This is a genomic window from Providencia sp. PROV252, from assembly GCF_033676005.1.
In the GTDB taxonomy this organism is placed as follows: Bacteria; Pseudomonadota; Gammaproteobacteria; order Enterobacterales; family Enterobacteriaceae; genus Providencia; species Providencia vermicola.
This window is the reverse complement of the sequence record NZ_CP096294.1, coordinates 2,627,743-2,647,492: the sequence shown is the minus strand read 5'-3', so window position 1 is coordinate 2,647,492 and position 19,750 is coordinate 2,627,743. Positions and strand designations below refer to the sequence as shown.

The 19,750-nt window shown below is 39.0% G+C and carries 15 protein-coding genes and 2 tRNA genes; 10 read left to right on the top strand and 7 right to left on the bottom strand.

Going from position 1 to position 19,750, the window contains the following annotated elements; genetic code table 11:
• The first annotated feature begins 44 nt into the window (after nt 1-44).
• Nucleotides 45-2,888 (top strand): two-component system sensor histidine kinase RcsC, encoded by a 2,844-nt coding sequence (gene rcsC / locus M1F05_RS12260; RefSeq protein ID WP_206082323.1) that lies wholly within the window; start codon nt 45-47, stop codon nt 2,886-2,888.
• A gap of 63 nt (nt 2,889-2,951) precedes the next feature.
• Here the strand turns inward: rcsC and rcsB are convergent, their stop codons facing one another.
• Complete coding sequence (rcsB, locus tag M1F05_RS12255; protein ID WP_206082322.1) at nt 2,952-3,602, bottom strand: response regulator transcription factor RcsB; 651 nt, start codon at nt 3,600-3,602, stop codon at nt 2,952-2,954.
• A 1-nt stretch (nt 3,603) separates the two neighbouring features.
• Nucleotides 3,604-6,279, bottom strand: coding sequence for a phosphotransferase RcsD (gene rcsD / locus M1F05_RS12250; RefSeq protein ID WP_206082321.1), 2,676 nt, complete (start codon nt 6,277-6,279; stop codon nt 3,604-3,606).
• 213 nt (nt 6,280-6,492) lie between these two features.
• On the opposite strand from rcsD, the gene M1F05_RS12245 reads away from it, so the two are divergent.
• Nucleotides 6,493-6,580 (top strand) — tRNA-Ser (locus tag M1F05_RS12245).
• A gap of 5 nt (nt 6,581-6,585) precedes the next feature.
• Nucleotides 6,586-6,661 (top strand) — tRNA-Thr (locus M1F05_RS12240).
• A gap of 264 nt (nt 6,662-6,925) precedes the next feature.
• Here the strand turns inward: M1F05_RS12240 and M1F05_RS12235 are convergent.
• Nucleotides 6,926-7,276, bottom strand: a complete 351-nt coding sequence (locus tag M1F05_RS12235) for an SH3 domain-containing protein (RefSeq protein WP_206082320.1) — start codon at nt 7,274-7,276, stop codon at nt 6,926-6,928.
• A gap of 79 nt (nt 7,277-7,355) precedes the next feature.
• Between M1F05_RS12235 and M1F05_RS12230 the strand changes: the two genes are divergently transcribed.
• Nucleotides 7,356-7,859 carry an AAA family ATPase gene (locus M1F05_RS12230; protein WP_206082319.1) on the top strand — a complete coding sequence of 168 codons (504 nt, stop codon included), beginning with the start codon at nt 7,356-7,358 and terminating at the stop codon, nt 7,857-7,859.
• A gap of 831 nt (nt 7,860-8,690) precedes the next feature.
• On the opposite strand, the gene gltP is transcribed toward M1F05_RS12230, so the two are convergent.
• Both gltP and M1F05_RS12220 read right to left on the bottom strand, forming a co-directional pair.
• Nucleotides 8,691-9,998 (bottom strand): glutamate/aspartate:proton symporter GltP, encoded by a 1,308-nt coding sequence (gene gltP, locus M1F05_RS12225; RefSeq protein ID WP_206082318.1) that lies wholly within the window; start codon nt 9,996-9,998, stop codon nt 8,691-8,693.
• A gap of 573 nt (nt 9,999-10,571) precedes the next feature.
• Nucleotides 10,572-11,234, bottom strand: coding sequence for a GntR family transcriptional regulator (locus M1F05_RS12220; RefSeq protein WP_206082317.1), 663 nt, complete (start codon nt 11,232-11,234; stop codon nt 10,572-10,574).
• Nucleotides 11,235-11,647: 413 nt separating this feature from the next.
• Between M1F05_RS12220 and M1F05_RS12215 the strand changes: the two genes are divergently transcribed.
• Genes M1F05_RS12215 through M1F05_RS12195 form a run of 5 tightly spaced genes read left to right on the top strand, consistent with a single transcriptional unit; the run spans nt 11,648 to nt 17,829 of the window.
• Complete coding sequence (locus M1F05_RS12215; RefSeq protein ID WP_318825849.1) at nt 11,648-12,889, top strand: NRAMP family divalent metal transporter; 1,242 nt, start codon at nt 11,648-11,650, stop codon at nt 12,887-12,889.
• Nucleotides 12,890-12,903: 14 nt separating this feature from the next.
• Nucleotides 12,904-13,683, top strand: a complete 780-nt coding sequence (locus M1F05_RS12210; protein ID WP_206082315.1) for a LamB/YcsF family protein — start codon at nt 12,904-12,906, stop codon at nt 13,681-13,683.
• Entirely contained in the window at nt 13,680-14,486 is an 807-nt protein-coding gene (locus M1F05_RS12205) for a putative hydro-lyase (RefSeq protein ID WP_206082314.1), read from the top strand. The genes M1F05_RS12210 and M1F05_RS12205 overlap by 4 nt, the downstream gene beginning before the upstream one ends.
• 9 nt (nt 14,487-14,495) lie before the next feature.
• On the top strand, nt 14,496-16,082 hold the full coding sequence (locus tag M1F05_RS12200; RefSeq protein ID WP_206082313.1) for a 5-oxoprolinase/urea amidolyase family protein: 1,587 nt from the start codon (nt 14,496-14,498) through the stop codon (nt 16,080-16,082).
• A 4-nt stretch (nt 16,083-16,086) separates the two neighbouring features.
• Nucleotides 16,087-17,829, top strand: a complete 1,743-nt coding sequence (locus M1F05_RS12195; RefSeq protein WP_206082312.1) for an acetyl/propionyl/methylcrotonyl-CoA carboxylase subunit alpha — start codon at nt 16,087-16,089, stop codon at nt 17,827-17,829.
• A 40-nt stretch (nt 17,830-17,869) separates the two neighbouring features.
• On the opposite strand, the gene M1F05_RS12190 is transcribed toward M1F05_RS12195, so the two are convergent.
• Entirely contained in the window at nt 17,870-18,139 is a 270-nt protein-coding gene (locus tag M1F05_RS12190; protein WP_206082311.1) for a hypothetical protein, read from the bottom strand.
• A gap of 418 nt (nt 18,140-18,557) precedes the next feature.
• Here M1F05_RS12190 and M1F05_RS12185 point away from each other — a divergent pair, with 418 nt between their 5' ends.
• Complete coding sequence (locus tag M1F05_RS12185; protein WP_206082310.1) at nt 18,558-19,100, top strand: DUF924 family protein; 543 nt, start codon at nt 18,558-18,560, stop codon at nt 19,098-19,100.
• 54 nt (nt 19,101-19,154) lie between these two features.
• Here M1F05_RS12185 and M1F05_RS12180 read toward each other — a convergent pair whose 3' ends face one another.
• Nucleotides 19,155-19,748, bottom strand: coding sequence for a molecular chaperone (locus tag M1F05_RS12180; protein ID WP_206082309.1), 594 nt, complete (start codon nt 19,746-19,748; stop codon nt 19,155-19,157).
• Between the last annotated feature and the right edge of the window lie 2 nt (nt 19,749-19,750).

The window sequence follows — 19,750 nt, the reverse complement described above, 5'->3', positions numbered from 1 at the left end:
CGAGTATAATTCGCTGTTGTGATAACGCATAATTAGGAAGACACTTGAGATACTTACCCTCATTTAAAACATCATTAAGATTATCCCGGGATCTTTTTCGTATCCTTGGATTGATGTTATGGGGCATGGGTGCCTTTATTACATTATTTTTTCTCTATTCTCAATTTAATGAATATAAATCGGATATTCGTCAGCAATTCCATTCAGGTTTTGAAAGCTTACAATCGTATATTCAACAAACAGGTGAAACGCTACAAGCTATCCAATCCATGACAGAACAGCATCGGATTAAATTGGATAGGTATAAAAATTTAAATGAAAATGAGCCTGAATTTATGACATTACCTGGCTCAGTAAATTACTCTTACTATAAGTTAACGCTAAACTCTGATTGTGATTATTTTCAATACCGTTCTCAGGGGTATTTACTGGCTTTTGAACAACTAAATTATTTTTGGAAAGAGAGTATTGCAGTACCTCAAGGATTGAATCACGTTTTTGTCATTGGCTCCCAAAGTTATTGCTTAGTGGACTATCCAATTCGTTCGACGGTTTCTGATATTGAGACGCTCAAAAAGGTTGGTTATGAAAGTGCGCACTCTTACCAAAGTCTAAAATCACAAGGTAAAGAGCGTAATATATATACTATCGTACATGGTGCACAACCTGATAATGGCCAAGTTTATTTGATCCAACCGATTCAAAACCAGGGAGCTGTGACAGGGTTTATCGGTATTGAGCGTGCGATAAATTTAAATCAATTTAATATCAGCAAAGATAAATCCATCGAAATCATGGTGGTAAATTCCCATAATCAACCTGTTTTATACTCGTCAGCAGAGGTCAACCCGAAAAATTCAGCATTGTTGGCGATTGCGGAGCCCTCATTCTTTGGTTTTAATTCTGATTACTCAAAACTCATTTTTAAAAAACGGTTATTACCTGCACAACTTACTGTTTTCTTTTCAATTCCGACGTCCGAGATTTTATCCAACCTTGAAAGCACTATATTTTATGGCGCGATGCTAAATATTTTTACTGCGGTTTTGCTATTTTTTTTGATTTGGCTGCTTGAAAGAAAAATGTTAGAACCTGCAGCGAACACCGCTATTCGCTTAGAAGAACATGAACAGTTTAATCATAAAATTGTTGCGTCAGCACCTGTTGGGATTATTATTTTAAGGTTAACGGATGGCGGGAACATACTGAGTAATGAACTTGCACACGATTATTTTAGACTGCTTAATGATGATGACAAGCAGCGAGTTTTGACGATCATTCGCCAAAAAACGAGTAATTATATTGATGTTGTGACCACCAACGGAACTCACTTACAAATTAGCTTCGTAAATTCTCGATATCAAAACGAAGATGTGGCGATCTGTGTGTTGATAGATATTAGCATCCGTGTACAAATGGAAAAATCACTGCAAGATGTTGCGGATGCAGCAGAACAGGCGAACCATGCTAAATCGATGTTTTTGGCAACAGTGAGCCATGAATTAAGAACGCCGCTGTATGGGATCATTGGAAATATTGAATTATTACAACGTTATGAGTTATCAGAGAAAGCAACTCGCTTAGTTTCTACAATGGATAATTCCTCTGCATTATTATTGCAAATTATCAGTGATATTTTAGACTTTTCTAAAATTGAATCTAAACAACTTAAAATTGAAAATAAACTATTCAATTGTCGAGACGTTTTTGCCTTTGTATTAGCGAATTACCTGCCATTGGTATCGAAAAAAAGAATTTCACTGTATTCATATATTGAGCCTGATATCCCTGATTTGATATTGAATGACTCAGTGCGGTTACAACAAGTGGTCTCTAATATTGTGAACAACAGTATTAAATTTACCCATTCAGGTTTCGTCTTGCTCCATGTTTGGAAAGATAATAATTATTTAAAAATTGAAATCCGTGATTCAGGAATTGGTATGACTAATGCGGTTGTTATGCAGTTGTTTGATCCATTCTTTCAAGTTTATGATCAAAATAACACGGGTCATAAAGGTACAGGGTTAGGATTAGCTATCTGTGAAAAATTGATAAACTTGATGGATGGGGATATGGAGGTGAGTTCTCAGCATGGTCTCGGAAGTTCCTTTATTATACGTATTCCATTATATGGGCAAGAATATATTCAAAAAAATATACCTGAATATCGCGCAAATTATAAAATCGCCGTCTCATGTAAAAATGAATTTTTGATGAGTTTTCTGTCACGCCTACTCAAACATGCTGAATTTTCCGTAGTCACTGGGAATGATATTGATATACAGAAGGCTTATGACCTACTCATCACTGATTTTACTGACACAATTTCAGTACAGAGCCGTTACCAAATCAGGCTTTTAAGTTGCTATGCAGGAGAGTTTTATGAGGCTCAGCCAAATGAGTGGATTTATAATACTTATCAATTAGATAAGCTACCGCTACTTATTGATAAGTGGTTAGTTAAAGTTGCAGAAGAAAATATAAAGAACCAGAATATTCATGAGCTTATTGAAGCGGATTGTCGATTGAGTGGGTATCATGTTTTAATTGTTGATGATCATCCAATTAATCGAATGTTATTGAGTGAGCAACTTGCCAGTATTGGTTTTAGTACAAGCACTGCAGTTGATGGTATTGATGCGCTTAAGTATTTGAAAAATAACCGTGCAGATATCGTTTTATCAGATGTGAATATGCCCAATATGGATGGATACCAGTTGGCTCAGGAATTACGACTTTTAGGGGAAACATTACCGATTATTGCATTAACCGCCAATGCAATGGCAGAAGAAAAACAACGCTGTATTGATGCAGGGATGAACGAGTGTTTATCTAAGCCAACAACTATTGCAATTTTGCGTGAAACACTTATTCAATTTTGTTAACGTAATGAATAAAAAATAAAAACCCGCAATCGGGTTTTTATCGTTTAGATGGGCTGATAAGCCTTATTCGGAAGGAGAATTATCAATACTCACCGATGAGAGATAATTGAGTAGTGCAATATCATTTTCTACACCCAACTTCAGCATCGCAGATTTTTTCTGGCTACTGATTGTTTTAATACTGCGATTCAATTTCTTAGCAATTTCCGTGACTAAAAAACCTTCTGCAAATAAGCGTAAAACTTCACTTTCTTTTGGTGATAAACGCTTGTCACCATAGCCACTTGCATTAACTTTCTCGAGTAATTTGCTGACGCTTTCAGGTGTGAATTTTTTACCTTTTTGTAAAGCCGCAAGCGCTTTTGGTAAGTCTGCAGGCGCACCTTGTTTTAAAACAATGCCTTCAATATCCAGCTCAAGAATAGCACTTAAGATAGCTGGGTTATTATTCATGGTCAGAACAATAACGGAAAGGTCAGGATAGTGGCGTTTAATGTATTTAATTAGTGTAATACCATCGCCATATTTATCACCTGGCATAGATAAATCAGTAACTAGAACGTCAGCATTTAAGCGCGCTAAGTTATTAATCAAAGAGGTTGAATCTTCAAACTCACCTACGATATTCACCCATTCGATCTGCTCAAGTGACTTTCGAATACCGAAAAGAACAATAGGATGATCATCGGCAACAATGACATTTAGGTTATTCATATTATTGGTTACCTTCTGGCATTAGTTTTTTGACTGAATTATCCAGGTCTCTAATGCAATTTCTTATTTCAATTCCGTTTTTATCTGCTATGTAGTGTTCTAAGTCCTCGCAAAGTTTATGAAGAACTGTAAATTCGAGCATAGCAAAAACTCCTTTTAAACGATGTGCAGTGTTTTTCAATTCGGCTAAATCCTCAACACTTTCACTATTATACAGTTTATTAATATCTATCGGTACTGTTGTGATGAACAAATCTCGATAACCGCTTTGTGCCAAAGCAAATTGATATGCCGCAATCGCTTTTTCTGTAGTGGCTAAAGGTTCATCAGGTAGAGCTATTTCATTAATATTACTGCTATCGGTATTTGCATTTTCTATTAATAAAGAAATCGCATCAATCAGTTCATCTGCAAAATTGTAGTTAGCTTCAATATAATTATGATTAACTTCATTTATTGAAGTGATACTTCCGTCAACTTTAAGTGTATATTCAAACGCTTCTTCATTGTTATCCGTGATGAGTAAATCCCAATCTGATTGGGCTGAGCTTTCGCTTAAATCAAGAAATTCAGCACCGTAGTTTGACAGTGTACTTCTTACTATACGAGAGATGTCTGCATTATGGATATTTAAACGAATGTACACATCTTCTAATAGTGCAGGGTATTCATGCTCGATAGATTCATTAATGGCAGGCAGTGAAAGTTCATAATGTGTTCCAATCGCAGTACTTGAGCGAATAGAAAGCGTGCTGTTCATCTTTTTTGCCAACAATTTGCATAAATAGAGTGCCATTCCTGAGCGCGTAAATTGTGCTGGTTTAACAGTTTGCGCACTAAACGGATTTTGCAGATTACTCAGCTCTTGATTACTCAAGCCTGTACCGCTGTCTCTAATATTGAGAGAAATAATATGTTTCTCTGTATCATAAGATAGCGTGAATGAGATCTTTCCAAAAGAGGTTGTGACAAGAGAATATTCCCAAATTAGTTGTAAAAGGTTTTGTAGGTATATAGGGTTTACTTCAATTAGGGACTCTGGATTTACATTGTTATGGAAATAGAGCGATAGACCTTTATTATTGATTTTCGATAGATTGTTCTTGAGAAACTGGTTGATCAATTGACTGATTGAAATTACCTCAGGTTTGAGAGAGGTTTTCTGTGACTCTAATTGGTTAAGAAGTTCAATATTATTAAACCAAGAATGAATTGTAATTAATTGATTTTCAATCTCTTGTAGTATGGATAGTTCACTAGGGTCAGTAGGTTGTGTTAACTGAGAGAATTGTAATTCCAGCGCTGACAGTGCGGGTAAAATTTCATGGCACATATTTTCAAGTACAACTTTGCGCATTTGAATATTTTTTTGATATTCACGCATTGCGAGTTCTTGGCGTTTTTGCGTCAAAACCTCTTTATCTTTATCCATAATAATAAAGAGTGCGGCATTAGGCATTGCGTCATTTTCTACGAGTACAACTTCGAAGATATTATTTTCTATGGAGACTTGAATAAAATCATGGTTATCTATGGCCATTTCTTTTATGTGAGCGAGATCCATTGAAGGTAATAGCTGATTAGCAAGATTATTACTGAGGATTTTCGTGTTGGTATTAAAATCGTAAACCAAGATCCCATAAGATATATGATTGATGATATCGTTATTCAGTGACTCTTTAAACTGGAGCTCCTGCAGCATGGATGTGTTCGGTGAAATCAAACGCTTACGTAGGAAAAGTAGCGTTAATACCGCTAAAAAAATCATGGCTATCATGCAAGCAATTAGCCAAAAGTTATAGCTAATAAGATGAAAGATAATCGTTTTTAACGAAATATGATAATAAAGCTGATAGGGAGTGCCGTCTATTGGTTGTGAAAATATAAGGTTTGTTCCCATTAATGTGGTATTGGTTTCAGGGCCCAGTGTGCTAGTTGGGCGAGAGTTTATTGTGAAGAAGTCGCCATCTAATGAAGAAGGAATCAATGAATTCATCGAAATATCAAATGATATAACACTGGTTAATTGCCCTGGTGAATTAAACATCAGCCGGTATGTATAGTAATATACATTTTCAGGGGAGTATTTTTGTACGTTAGAGATGATTTCCCGTCGGTCAAGTAATGTGGATTGAGCTAGCATGTCGGCGCGTTTTTCTTCCGCCGTGAGTGTTAGATAGCTTTCTTTGAAACGCAATTCAGGTTTTAGAACGGAATGAGTGGTCACAAGAACTAAAGTGTTATCTAACCCATTTAGGTAATACATGGAGTTATATTCATTTCTTGCCCCCCAAACGATCTCCATGTAGTTAGCTAGTTTAGTTGCGAGTTCATTATTGGTGGCTTTATTTGGCCCGAATACAATGGCATCTAAGGTTTGGTTGGTGCTAGTCAACCAATAAATATCATGGCGTATTTCCATCGCGGAAAGTGGGGTATTTGCAGAGACGTGTGATTTATCGTTAGCAAGTTTATAAATATGACTTGCTTGATAACGGTAGTCTTCAATTTGATAGGCTAACCTAGTTGCCATGCTATGAAGTGCAGTTTGGCGGCTTTTTACCCATTCTTGATAGTAGTTAAAAAGTGATAACGAAAGTATCACAACTAACAGTAAAATAAATGTCGCAAAAATGCGTGAAAGGGCATTTGGTTTTAATAATGTTTGTCTGTACATACTCGAGCACGCGATCCCATCGGCAAATTTATTATTAGATTAAAAATCATACGCCTAGAGTACTAGTAGACTCCGATTTTGCACAGATATTACCATTTTTCTTGGTAAAATGAGAACAATTGAGTGAAGATTAGCCAAATGAATTAAAAAAAGCAATTTTTTTACTTTCGGGGGTAGACAAGGAGGTCAGATTCCTCCATAATCGCGCCCCATGGAGAGATGGCCGAGCGGTCGAAGGCAGCGGTCTTGAAAACCGCCGATGGGTAACCATCCTAGAGTTCGAATCTCTATCTCTCCGCCAAATTAGCCGGCTTAGCTCAGTTGGTAGAGCAACTGACTTGTAATCAGTAGGTCACCAGTTCGACTCCGGTAGCCGGCACCAAATAAGAACCCGTTAACTTGAAAAAGTTAGCGGGTTTTTTCTTTTTAGTTCTCTGTATAATTACAATACGCTAAGTAGTAGTTGTGCCATCGTATAACATCAGTTTATTACTCCATTTTACATGCTCAGCAAGATGATTTAGTACTAAGCATGTCTTTCACCATTAAAACCTGTAGGGAAGTGGGATTTAATTTAAGAAATGCAATAAAATGAGCGAATTTCTGTTGTTATAAAGCATAAAAAAATCAAGAGATGCTTTAATGCTTAAAGTTCTTCTTGCAGATGGCAAAGCGGAACCCAACCTTCTTGGTTTTTACTATTTTTAGCCCAAATCCATTGATTGATTTCCCGTGTGGATGTGAGTGTTTCACCAGTAACTACATTAAGCTCTAATGCAGTGTAATCTTCAATTGCAATGGCAGACTTGGAATCAATAAGCTGGATGATTTGCTTAGGAACAAAGCCTTGTAGGTTATTAAAACGGCATTCTAACCAATTCTCCCACCCTTCATCTCCGACATATTCATCACCGACAGACAGAATATCCCCTTTGCAAAAATGTATAGGGTTAGGGAATTCTGAAATATGTGATTTAACGACAGTAAATTTACGCATTATTTGTAGTCTCAAATTTTGAACATAGCGTGGTACTAACCATTTATAGTCTAATTTAAACGTAACTAAAAGAATAAGAATGAAAATTTGTATTGTAGGTACATCGGGAGTTGGTAAAACAACGTTAGCAAAAAAACTGTCTAAGGAATTTAATATTTCACTATACAGTTATGATGATATTTATTGGGATAAAAGCGGAGGGGAATACCACAAAAATACCCAAATTATTATTAATTCTTTGGTTTCAAATGTATTGTCACAGGATAAATGGATAGTTGAGGGGGCATATGACAAACGACTTTTGCCATTTTTTAATGACTCCATGTTAATCATACATTTAAAAAAGCCACATCATGTTTGCGCCACTCGGATTATAAAACGTTTCTTATTGGCACGTATAGCGAGGACACAACCAAAAGAAACGTGGAAAAACACTTGCGAGTTATTGCACCTTACTAAAGAATTTGAATCTCGATTAGAGGCCTTTTTTGCCTTACACCCTGAATTTCATGCAAAGAAAGTCATTATAAATCGCAATTATTTATGTGTGATTGACATTGTTAAGTCTTTCAAAGGTACCTAATTAATATCACTTCTTAGTATTGACTGGCTCTGAGGAAGAGAAAACAAGTTATCAATATTGGCTAAAAAAAATAGCCCCTGGTGTTGGGGCTTAAAAGGGATGGTACTACTAGGATTAACTCATAGAATTAGTTATACGCGAATGAGCGTCATTTTTTGCAAGTGATAGTTAAAATTAAATTAAGTTTTGTAAAGTAATTAAAGGTAAAGGAAATCACGTTAGGCTCAGAGGTGGTATCGGTGATGGCGATGGTCTTGCTTATAGTTATGGTCGAAAGGGGATGAGGTATTAAGATATTGGTGCAGTGGAAATATAAATTTCATTGCGTATTGAAAATAGATATTTTTAGTTAAAAATTAATTTTCAATAATAAGTTAAATTACCTATTATTATTTTTAATAAAGAAAAGCCTCGTTAGATGACGAGGCTTTTTTTGTTAGAACCAGCTGTGTAGCATAAAATAGGATAATGAAAATACAAAAATTACCATTAGGTGTTGAAGCACCTTTAAAAATAAAAGAAATCTTCTTATTTGATTCATTTTTTCCTGCTCAGACTAACAAATATACGAAATACTTAGTGCAAGATTTATAGCGTAGTTAAGATATCAATAAAGTTCCAATGACTAAAGGTAAATTATTTAAAAAAATAAAATAAAAGAAAGAAATAGGTATATGTAACTAGTGTTAAAGATATCTTAAATATATATAGAAAATATTGTTATAATGAATGCGTAAGGGAAAATACTCTAGACTTGTATTTTTTTAGAAAATGATGCCCTATCTAATTGTCAGAGAGGGCATCATTGTAATAGCTTATTTATATTTTGAATTAAAAGGTACTTTCATACTCACGTGCTTTTTTGATGTCGTAATTATGTTCCCATTTAGCAATAACGAGAGCGGCCAATGCATTGCCAACAACGTTAAGAGCAGTACGTGCCATATCTAAAATACGGTCAACACCTGCAATGAATGCAAGGCCTTCCAATGGGATCCCAACACTGCCTAATGTCGCAAGTAGTACAACGAATGATACACCAGGAACGCCTGCAATACCTTTTGACGTGATCATCAGGGTAAATACGAGTATCAGCTCTTGGCCTATGGATAATTCAATACCATAGAGTTGGGCGATAAATATTGCTGCAATACTTTGATATAAAGTGGAGCCATCGAGATTAAATGAATAACCGATAGGAATAACAAAACTGGTTACAGATTTTGGTGCGCCGTACTTCTCCATTTTATCCATAATGCGTGGAAGTACAGTTTCAGAGCTTGCTGTGGAATAGGCCAATAGGAGCTCATCTTTTAATATTTTCATTAACGTGAAGATATTAATTTTGCAATAACGCGCAACAATTCCTAATACCACCACAGCAAAGAAAATAATTGCACAGTGCACAAGAATAACCAATTTAAGTAATGGGACTAATGATGAGAACCCAAAGTTTGCAACGGTGACTGAGATCAATGCGAATACCCCGATTGGTGCATACATCATGATCATATTAGTCACGCGGAACATGGTTTCAGAAAATGTTTGTAACACATCAAGCAGTGGTTGTTTTTTCTCAGCGGGTAAAGATGACAGCCCTAAACCGAAGATAACTGCAAAAAAGATGACAGGGAGCATGTCACCACTTGCCATCGCAGCAAAAATATTGCTAGGGACTAAAGTGAGAATGGTATTGATAATCCCTGATGGATGACTTTCGACTTCTTGTGTCGTTTTTTCGTATTGAGAAATATCGACTTGGGTGAGTTGAGACATATCAATACCAACACCCGGTTGAAATATATTTGCGAAGGAGATACCAACAATAATGGCGATTGTGGTAATCACTTCAAAATAGAGAATGGTTTTGAAACCGAGAGAACCTAATTGTTTTGTATTTCCGACACCAGCGATACCCACGATGAGCGTTGAGATAACAATGGGCACAACGATCATTTTAATTAACTGAATAAATATTTTACCCGCGGGAGAAAGGATATTTAAAATAAGCCAATCTTTGTACTCTGTATTGTCATGCAAAAGTGCACCAGCAATAACACCTAAAATAAGAGCAATCAGTATTTGCCATCCTAGGCCAAATTTAAAGGGCTTCTTATTAGTCACTTGGTTTAATGTCATAATGAAATCTCATTTATATTAATATTTTTTATGTATGCTTTTTTATTATCGTAAATTTTATAACGAATATTCGAGAAAACTACAACTATTAACTCGATTTATTTGAGTAATTTCAGTAGGTAATTTATATCAATTCGTTACTTTTGTTAAATAAGCGGCCTTAAAGTCAATTAATTGTGATAATTTTGTGTTTGATGTAAATTCTTGTGGCGTGAGAAAGTTAATTTTCGAGTTACATTAAAAAAATGAAAGTGTTTTATTCTGGTTGTTTTTACGTTAAAAATAAGTTAAATGCGTAAGGGGGGAAACTAGATTGGATGAAAAAACAAACAAAAGTACTTTTTTTATTACATACCGATATAAATAGAATATTAAAATTAAAGATATGAATGTGATTAATTAACAATGCAGAGTTTTCTACTCGATAAATTTAAACTTATTTTGCTGTAATATTCGTAAAAATTTTTATTGTGGGAATAAGATGATTCACTCAAATTTTTGTAATGTAAAAAATTTAATCTGGGGGTAATTCAAAGAGGGGAGGAACAGCGTTAATTTGGTAAAACAAGAAAATTAAAATGAAGTTTGGCTGCGTTTATAAGCTGCCAATAGTGTTCGTTCAGATAAATCAAGGTAGCTGCGTAAGGTATTTGCAGCTTCAAGGTTGTGGCCTTTATCGAGTAGCTCAAGAATAAATTGGTTTTTATCAATATAGGGTGCATATAAAATTTTGGGGTCATTTAGGTGCCCAAAAGCGAGACGTAATTCAGCAGATATATTACGATAAAGTTTGATAAGCCGCTCGCTATCGGTTAATTCGACAATAGCAGTATGGAATTTCATATTGGCTGTGCCCACACCAATCCAATTCTCGATTTTTTCATGTTGACGCGCATCAACAACTGCATCTTTCATTTTTTGCACGGCAGGATGTAACGCATAAGCGTGTTCTAGTGCATTACATTCAATGAGCCGTCTCACATGGTAAATATCAATAATCGCAGACATATCAGGGACTGACACAAAAACGCCCTTATTTGGTGCATAGGTCAGTAATCCTTCTTGTGTTAATACACGAAAGACTTCGCGAAGCGTATTACGTGAAATAGCGAGTTCATCACTCAATGTTGCTTCAGACAGCCGCTGCCCTGGCGTGATTTCCCCTACGGTGATTTTAGCACGGATGACTTCCGCAATCGTGACTGACAAGGTTTGAGCAACAGGCGTTTTTTTCATAAAAATGCAAACTTGAATTTGGTGGATGATGAAGCGGCTATATTCACATATTCAAGTTTAAGCGGCAAGTTTCCTTTCAAAAACATCAGGGCGCATCCCCTGATTTGCACCTATATGGTGAAAAATAGCCTAAGTCGCACTGAATTAGTGCATTCCAATGAGATCCATAACCTATTTTTTGCTTTCATTGTTAAAAAAGTGATCACGCCTTGATTTTTAAATCATGGATAACGATTTTTATTGATTGTTTATTCGTCATCTCATACTAATTGTTCAACAATCCATTAAAGATGAATTAACAATTAACATAACAAGTAGAACAATGGCACGATAATTGCCTGAGTGATAATCGCAATAACAACATCTACAACGACACAAATAATTAAAACAATAACACATAGAGGAGTATGTATATGGCAGCTCAAGAAAGCGCACCAAGCACTGCTGAGTATGTGAAAAGTCGCCGCTCGTCACTAATTGGTGCCATATTTTTGATGGCGACGTCTGCGATAGGTCCTGGGTTTATTACCCAAACTGCAACATTTACTGTAACGTTGGGCGCGGCATTTGCTTTTGGTATTTTAGCCTCCATCGTGATTGATTTTGTTGTGCAGCAAAATATCTGGCGAGTCGTGACATTAACCAAAATGCACTCATCACAAATAGCGAATGCGACTATCCTTGGGAGTGGTTATTTACTGGCAATATTGGTGATTTTTGGCGGCTTAATTTTTAATATCGGTAATATTGCAGGGGCAGGACTAGGGTTAAATGCACTTGTTGGCCTTGACCCAAAATGGGGAGGATTAATTAGCGCCTTACTTGCCATTTATATTTTCTCATCACGCAAAGCCAGTACATTTATTGATAGGTTAATTATTGGCCTCGGGATTGTCATGATTGGTTTAACCGTGTTTGTCGCAATTGCATCGAATCCACCCGTTGGGGAAGCGCTACGTCAAAGTGTTTTACCCGATACCGTCGACTTTGCGATGATTACGACAATTGTGGGCGGTACGGTTGGCGGCTATATCTGTTATGCGGGGGCTCATCGCTTACTCGATAAAGGCACGGTAGGGATTGAAAACATTCATGTGGTATCCAGTGCGGCAACAAAAGGAATATTGGTTGTTGGTTTAATGCGCTATGTCTTATTCCTTGCCATTCTAGGAGTTGTTGCAAGTGGCGTAACAATTGATATCTCTGGTCATGCAGCTAACCCCGCATCTCAAGCTTTTCAGGCTGCTGCGGGTAATTTTGGCTTACGTATTTTTGGATTGATCTTATGGGCTGCGGCACTAACAAGTGTGATTGGTGCGGCTTATACGTCGATGAGTTTTTTAACTGCTTTCAAACACACTATTTCTGAAAGACAACGTAATATCGCAACGATCATTTTTATTGCAGTTTCTCTGATAGTGTATTTGCTGATGGGAACGGCACCTGCTGCATTGCTAGTTTTTGCGGGGGGATTCAATGGATTAATCCTGCCAATTGGTTTGACTCTTTTTGTCTATATTGGCTGGAAACGTGCAGATTTGATGTCAGGTTATCACTATCCACGTTGGTTATTATGGTCAGGTGTGGTGACTTGCGCACTGACTTGGTACATGGGGGCGATGTCAGTCAGCGCCATCTTTAATTATCTGAAATAACCCTTGGAGTGATGATGAAAAAACAAATCGATTTAAATAGCGACCTTGGGGAAAGTTTTGGTCAATGGCAGATGGGAAATGATGAGGCTATCTTATCTGTAGTCAGCAGTGCAAATGTGGCTTGTGGCTTTCATGCGGGTTCACCTGAAGGGATCTTAAAAACCTTAAAAGCGGCCAAAGAAAATGGTGTGGCAGTAGGCGCTCATGTAGGGTATCCCGATTTAGTGGGATTTGGACGTCGAAATATGGATATTGCTTCCAGTGAATTGATTGCGGATGTGATTTACCAAATTGGCGCACTAAAAGGCTTAGCCACTGCTGCGGGTACTGATGTGTTATATGTGAAGCCCCATGGTGCACTTTATAACACGATTGCACATGATAAACGCCAAGCTATCGCAGTGATTGATGCAATCAAATCGATTGATAATCATTTAATTCTTGTTGCATTAGCGGGATCTCCGCTGATTGGTTGGGCACAAGACAGTGGTTTGCAAGTTGTGGCAGAAGCCTTTGCAGATAGAGCTTACAACAGCGATGGTACATTGGTTTCCCGTAAACTCGCAGGCTCTGTATTACATGACCCGAAAATTGTGGCTGAGCGTATGTTGCAATTAGTGCAGGAAGGCGGTGTTGTATCTATTGATGGTAAATTTACCCCAATTGATGCTGGCTCCATTTGTGTTCACGGGGATAGTCCAGGTGCGCTTGAAATGGCACAACAAGTTCGCTCTATCCTTGAAAAACAAGGGATTGAAATTTATGGCTTTGCCCATAAAGGAGAGCGCGAATGACACAATTAATGAAAGCCTCTACGCAAGCGATTGAGGCCGCACGAATTGCCCGCGAAGCGATACGTAATGGCTATGATAAACCGACTGCAGGTCTTGCTCCAGGTATGACGCAGGCCAACATGATTGCACTTCCTCGTGATTGGGCATTTGATTTTTTATTGTACGCACAACGTAATCCGAAAAGTTGCCCAGTATTAGATGTGTGTGAATCGGGAAGTTGGCAAACCATGTTAGCTGAAGGTGCAGATTTACGAACTGATATCCCGCGTTATCGCGTATGGGAACATGGGCAATTAGCCGATGAAATCACGGATGCGACCGCAATTTATCGACAATATCCTGATTTAGTTACATTTTTGATTGGCTGTAGTTTCACATTCGAGACACCTATGATTGAGGCAGGTATTGATGTGCGCCATATCACCGATAAATCGAATGTCCCAATGTATAAAACCAATCGCTTGTGTCGCCCTGCAGGGCGCTTACAAGGGGAGTTAGTGGTTTCGATGCGACCAATTCCTGCAAACCGCGTTGCTGATGCTGTCAGTATAACAGGGCGATTCCCCGCCGTTCACGGTACACCTGTGCACATTGGTGCTCCTGAGCAGCTTGGCATTGCCGATATAATGCAACCCGATTTTGGCGATGCGGTACGTATCGAAGAGGGGGAAATTCCCGTATTTTGGGCCTGTGGTGTGACGCCACAAGCGGCAGTGATGAAATCGGGGGTGCCATTTGCGTTAAGCCATGCGCCTGGATATATGTTCATCACTGATGTGCCTGATGCGGCTTATCATATATAGAGGTGCCCATTGAGATTTTTACCTGTCAATTTAAGTGCGCTGATGGTAGAGCTTCAAAGCCTTGAGCAGACAATGGCGCTCACAGATTCATTGTATGAAACGCCAATTAAGGGGATTGAAGAAATCACACCTGCAGCAAGGACGATTTTAGTTCGCTATAACCCTATCATTGTTAATGCGAAAAATTTGGTTAGCCAGATTTCTGTCAGAGATATTTCGAAAGTGACGTCTAAATCGAGCAAATTAGTGGTCATCCCAGTGCATTATACAGGGGAAGATTTAATAGAAGTTGCTGAAATATTAGGTGTTTCTATCAGTGAAGTGATCCGTCGTCATACGGAAAATGAATACCACGTTGCATTCAGTGGTTTTGCACCTGGTTTTGGTTACATGGTGTCGAAAGATGCACAGTTGCATGTCCCTAGACGCCAATCACCACGCGTTCGTATCCCCGCGGGTTCTGTCGCGCTTGCAGGGGAGTTTAGCAGCGTGTACCCACAAGCAAGTCCAGGCGGATGGCAGCTGATTGGTGTGACAGATCTTGCTATGTGGGATATCAATCGTCCCGAGCCTGCTTTAGTCCAAGCGGGCTCACGGGTGAATTTTACCAATGCAGCGAAAAGTACGCTGAGCTATAGCCTGCCTGAAAAGGTCAAGCAAACAGCAATCTCTCAGAATTTAACGAATGATTTCACCGTATTAGCGACAGGGTTACAAACATTATTCCAAGATTTAGGCCGTGTTGGCCAATCAGCGCTGGGTATCTCAGAATCAGGGGCTATGGATAAAACGGCTCTGCGTAGCGCTAACCGCCTTGTGGGTAATCGTTCCGATGAAACCGTGTTAGAAATCACGCAAGGTGGTTTTAAGGCACGGGCAAATAAAAATTTAATCGTTGCTGTCACAGGGGCGCCTTGTGCAATTGAAATAACGACAAACAACAACGAATACTACGAAGCGAATGTGTATGAAACTCTTCATCTTGCTAAAGGCGATGAGATTAAACTGGGGCGCCCAACGAAAGGTGTTCGCAGTTATTTGGCCATTCGTGGTGGTTTTAATGTTGCCCCGATTTTATCGAGTCGTTCGTTTGATACCCTAGCCCAAGTTGGGCCATTACCCTTAGCGGTTGGTCAAGAGCTCGCAATAAATAATCAAACAACTTCGCAAGCTATCTCCGTTAACGAAATGCCTGCTTTTGATTACTCATCAGCAGATGATGTTGTGGTTTTAGATGTTATTTTGGGGCCAAGAACAGATTGGTTTACTCAGGAGGCTATTGAGCGACTCACTCACCAATTATGGCAAGTGACTGCTGCATCGAACCGTATTGGTTTGCGACTTCTGGGTGAACAACCGTTTGAGCGAAAAATCCAACAGGAATTACCGAGTGAAGGGACCTGTATTGGGGCGATCCAAGTCCCTGCAAATGGACAACCTGTTTTATTTTTAAACGACCACCCATTGACGGGCGGATACCCCGTTATCGGTACTGTCTGTGAGTATCATTTGGATCTCGCAGGGCAAATTCCAGTGAATGCCTTAATACGTTTTAACCCATTAGGCGAGTTTAAAGAATTACAAGGGAGTGATTGAGCTTATGAATACGAACAACAATAACAAAGACCATAAAGTATTGATTGCCAATCGTGGCGAAATTGCTGTACGCATTATCCGTGCATGTCGTGATTATGGTTTTCAATCTGTTGCCGTGTATGCAGATAGCGATATAGCTGCGTTACACGTCAAAATGGCTGATGAAGCTTATGCTTTAGGGGGGAGCACCCCAGCTGAAAGTTACTTAAATATTGAAAAGCTGATAAGTATTGCCAAGAAATCAGGGGTAACAATGGTTCACCCAGGATACGGTTTTTTATCCGAACGAGCAGAGTTTGCTCGCGCGGTTAACGAGGCAGGGTTAATTTGGATTGGCCCGAGTGCTGAAAGCATTGATATCTTAGGGGATAAAGTGCAAGCTCGTCATATCGCAATGCAGGTCGGAGCCCCTTTGGTTGTCGGGACAAAAGACCCTGTTAAAGACGCGCGAGAAGTGGTGGAGTTTGCCCATCAACATGGCTTGCCGATTGCAATAAAAGCGGCGTTTGGCGGTGGTGGACGAGGCTTAAAGGTTGCATGGCAAATGCATGAGGTCGAAGAGCTTTATCATTCCGCTGTGCGCGAAGCGACCGCTGCATTTGGTCGAGGTGAATGCTTTGTTGAGCAATTTTTGCATAATCCACGCCATATTGAAGCACAGGTTATCGCAGATACGCATGGCAATGTACTGGTCGTGGGAACCCGCGATTGCTCATTGCAACGTCGTAATCAAAAATTAGTCGAAGAATCTCCTGCTCCATATTTATCAGAAAAGCAATTACAGCAAATTATCACTTCATCGACCGATATTTGTCGTAAGGCGGGGTATGTCGGCGCGGGTACGGTTGAGTTTTTGCTTAGCCAAGATGGAACGTTATCTTTCCTTGAGGTCAATACAAGATTACAAGTTGAGCATCCTGTGACAGAAGAAACGGCAGGAATTGATCTGGTTATTGAACAGTTGCGTATTGCACAAGGCCTGCCGTTAAGTATCAATGAAATGCCTAAACCGCGGGGGCATGCTTTTGAGTTTCGTATAAATGCAGAAGATGCAGGAAATGGTTTCTTACCAACGCCAGGGACGATTACCGTTTTTGATGCACCATCAGGGCCAGGTGTACGAGTGGACAGTGGGGTAGAAGCAGGCACAACAATCCCGCGAACTTTTGACTCTTTAATGGCAAAACTGATCGTGGTTGGAAATACCCGTGAACAAGCTATTTCACGTGCTCGTCGTGCTTTGGCTGAGTTTACTATTGAGGGGGTGGCTTCTGTTTTACCTTTCCACCAGGCCGTGATGGAACAGGCTGATTTTTGTGGCGATTTTAAAGTGCACACTCGCTGGATTGAAACGGAGTTTAATGTGGATATTCCTCCTGCGCCACGTCAAATTCCACAAGATAGCAATGCATTAATGCGTACGTTTATTGAAATTGATGGCAAACGCTGTGAATTGGGCTTGCCAGCTGAGCTCCTTTCTGGTTTATCCGTTAACAATGCACCAGTAACAAAAGTGACTTCTAAAAAGGAGAGTAATCCAGATGCTGTTAATGCTCCGATCTCAGGTGTGTTATTTAACTGGTTAATCCCACAAGGTGAAAAAGTGAATGAAGGGGATATTATTGGGGTAATGGAAGCAATGAAAATGGAAGTTCAGGTGCTTGCTCATCAAACAGGAACCTTAGAACATAGTGTCAATAAAGGCGATTTTATCGAAGCAGATTGCCAAATTGCACAAATAAATTAGTTAATCCTTTAGCTAACTTGGGTTCAAATAGGGGCTCAAGTTAGCGTGAATGGCGTTCTGGCAGCGAACGTAGAGGGGGATGCGGTGCTGGAACAGCATGTTTTTCTTCCGCAGTCATTTCTTCGCTGTCACGATAGACCTCCCCGCAGAGGAAATACAGATTAGGGCGTTTTGACTCGAGGTAGCTTTTTCTGCTAACACATTGTTCTTGAGTGAAAATGGTGTCAGTGACAGGGAGTGCATCACATGAATCTGTCCCGCAAGGGCTGACCCATAATGCCCAACCAATAAGTACCATATGTCCTGCCATTTACATTGCCATCCTTAATGAGAGCCAATATTAAACGCTGAAGAATTATTAATGTGGCGTCGTGTACTTAAACGCGTTAGCTATACAATTATCTTATCAGTGAAATTCTAACATTAGCTTAACCAAATGTATCTATTTCCTCTTGATAAACAGATGTCCTCACATTAAATAACAAAACATGAAAATTGAAAAAGTTTAAACCTATTATAGTGATAGATACAATAATTTACCTCAGGTATAAACAAGCTAATTTGTTAAATTGTGACAAAAAATGTTGTGCAATTTTTTAGCGTTAGGTCTCAAAAAAACAAAATAATTTGCTGTGAATTGCTGTTTTTAGAGTTTAACTCTGTTAATTAATACGATTATTAACTAGGATTACGATAACGTCTAATAAGAAAATCGATAGGAATATACGATGAATGCCATGGAAGAAGTGCTTTCATTTTGGTTTGAAGAATCAACACCAAAACAGTGGTTTGAAAAAAGTACAAAATTTGATTCGACGATTGCCCGCCGTTTTTCAGCGATTTGTGAGCGTGCAGCGAAAGGAGAACTCGCTTATTGGCGTGCGTCAATTCGTGGTCGTTTAGCGGAAATTATCGTGCTTGATCAGTTCTCTCGTAATTTATGGCGTGATACTCCGCGCGCTTTTGCTCAAGATGCGATGGCGTTGGCGTTAGCGCAAGAAGCCATCAAGCAGCATGATTATAATTTATTGACGCTATCGCAACGTAAATTTGTCTTAATGCCTTATATGCACTCAGAGTCCAGTTTCATTCATTTACAAGCAGTGGAACTCTTCCGTATGTTAGGGGATGACAATACGTTAGATTATGAAATGCGCCATAAAGCGATTATTGATAAATTTGGTCGTTATCCGCATCGTAATACGGTTTTAGGCCGCCCATCGACCCAACAAGAGCTGGCTTTTTTGCAAGAGCCAGGCTCCTCATTTTAACGTTTAAACAACCAAAGAGCAGGCAGCTTGAGCTTACTCTTGGGTATAATAAAATTAGCGGAATAACTCAACCTGAATTGGTGTAAGTTCAAGTTGTTTTTGTAAGTCAGTTAAGTAGACTTCAGTGACCTTGGCGATATTTGGGTAGAAGGCGTTTTCTGTTTGCGTTTGTTGAACTAAGGTTAAGTAGCGGTATGCCCACGGTAATAAATGCTGCTCCAACAATTCAACGATAGCGTCATCTTCCCCATGTTCTGCGAGCGCTGAAATTGCCATCAACATCAAGCCAAACTGGTCTTCAGGTTCTCGAATGCCAGTATCAGTAACTAACCCTTTTGATTGCAGTAAGTTGCGATAAGCCGCAGTTGACTCTCCCATGACGGTATTATCATGCTCAAAGTACACTGATCCCCAAGGTGGAGCAGGCATGCTACCTTGCCCTTCAAATAAGACAGAGTAATCATAAGCAATATCATTAGGGGCAGTTTGTGCCAATGAAGCACAAATAGCCTGAATTTGTTCTGAGTCTTTCCATGAGTGTAATTGTGGTAATTCACCTAAGGCGGAATAGACGTTCTGTAAGGTATCTGATTGTGGGGAATAGTAAAAAAACGCACCTAAAATGCGCAGTATAGTGGTGTCTAGCATCG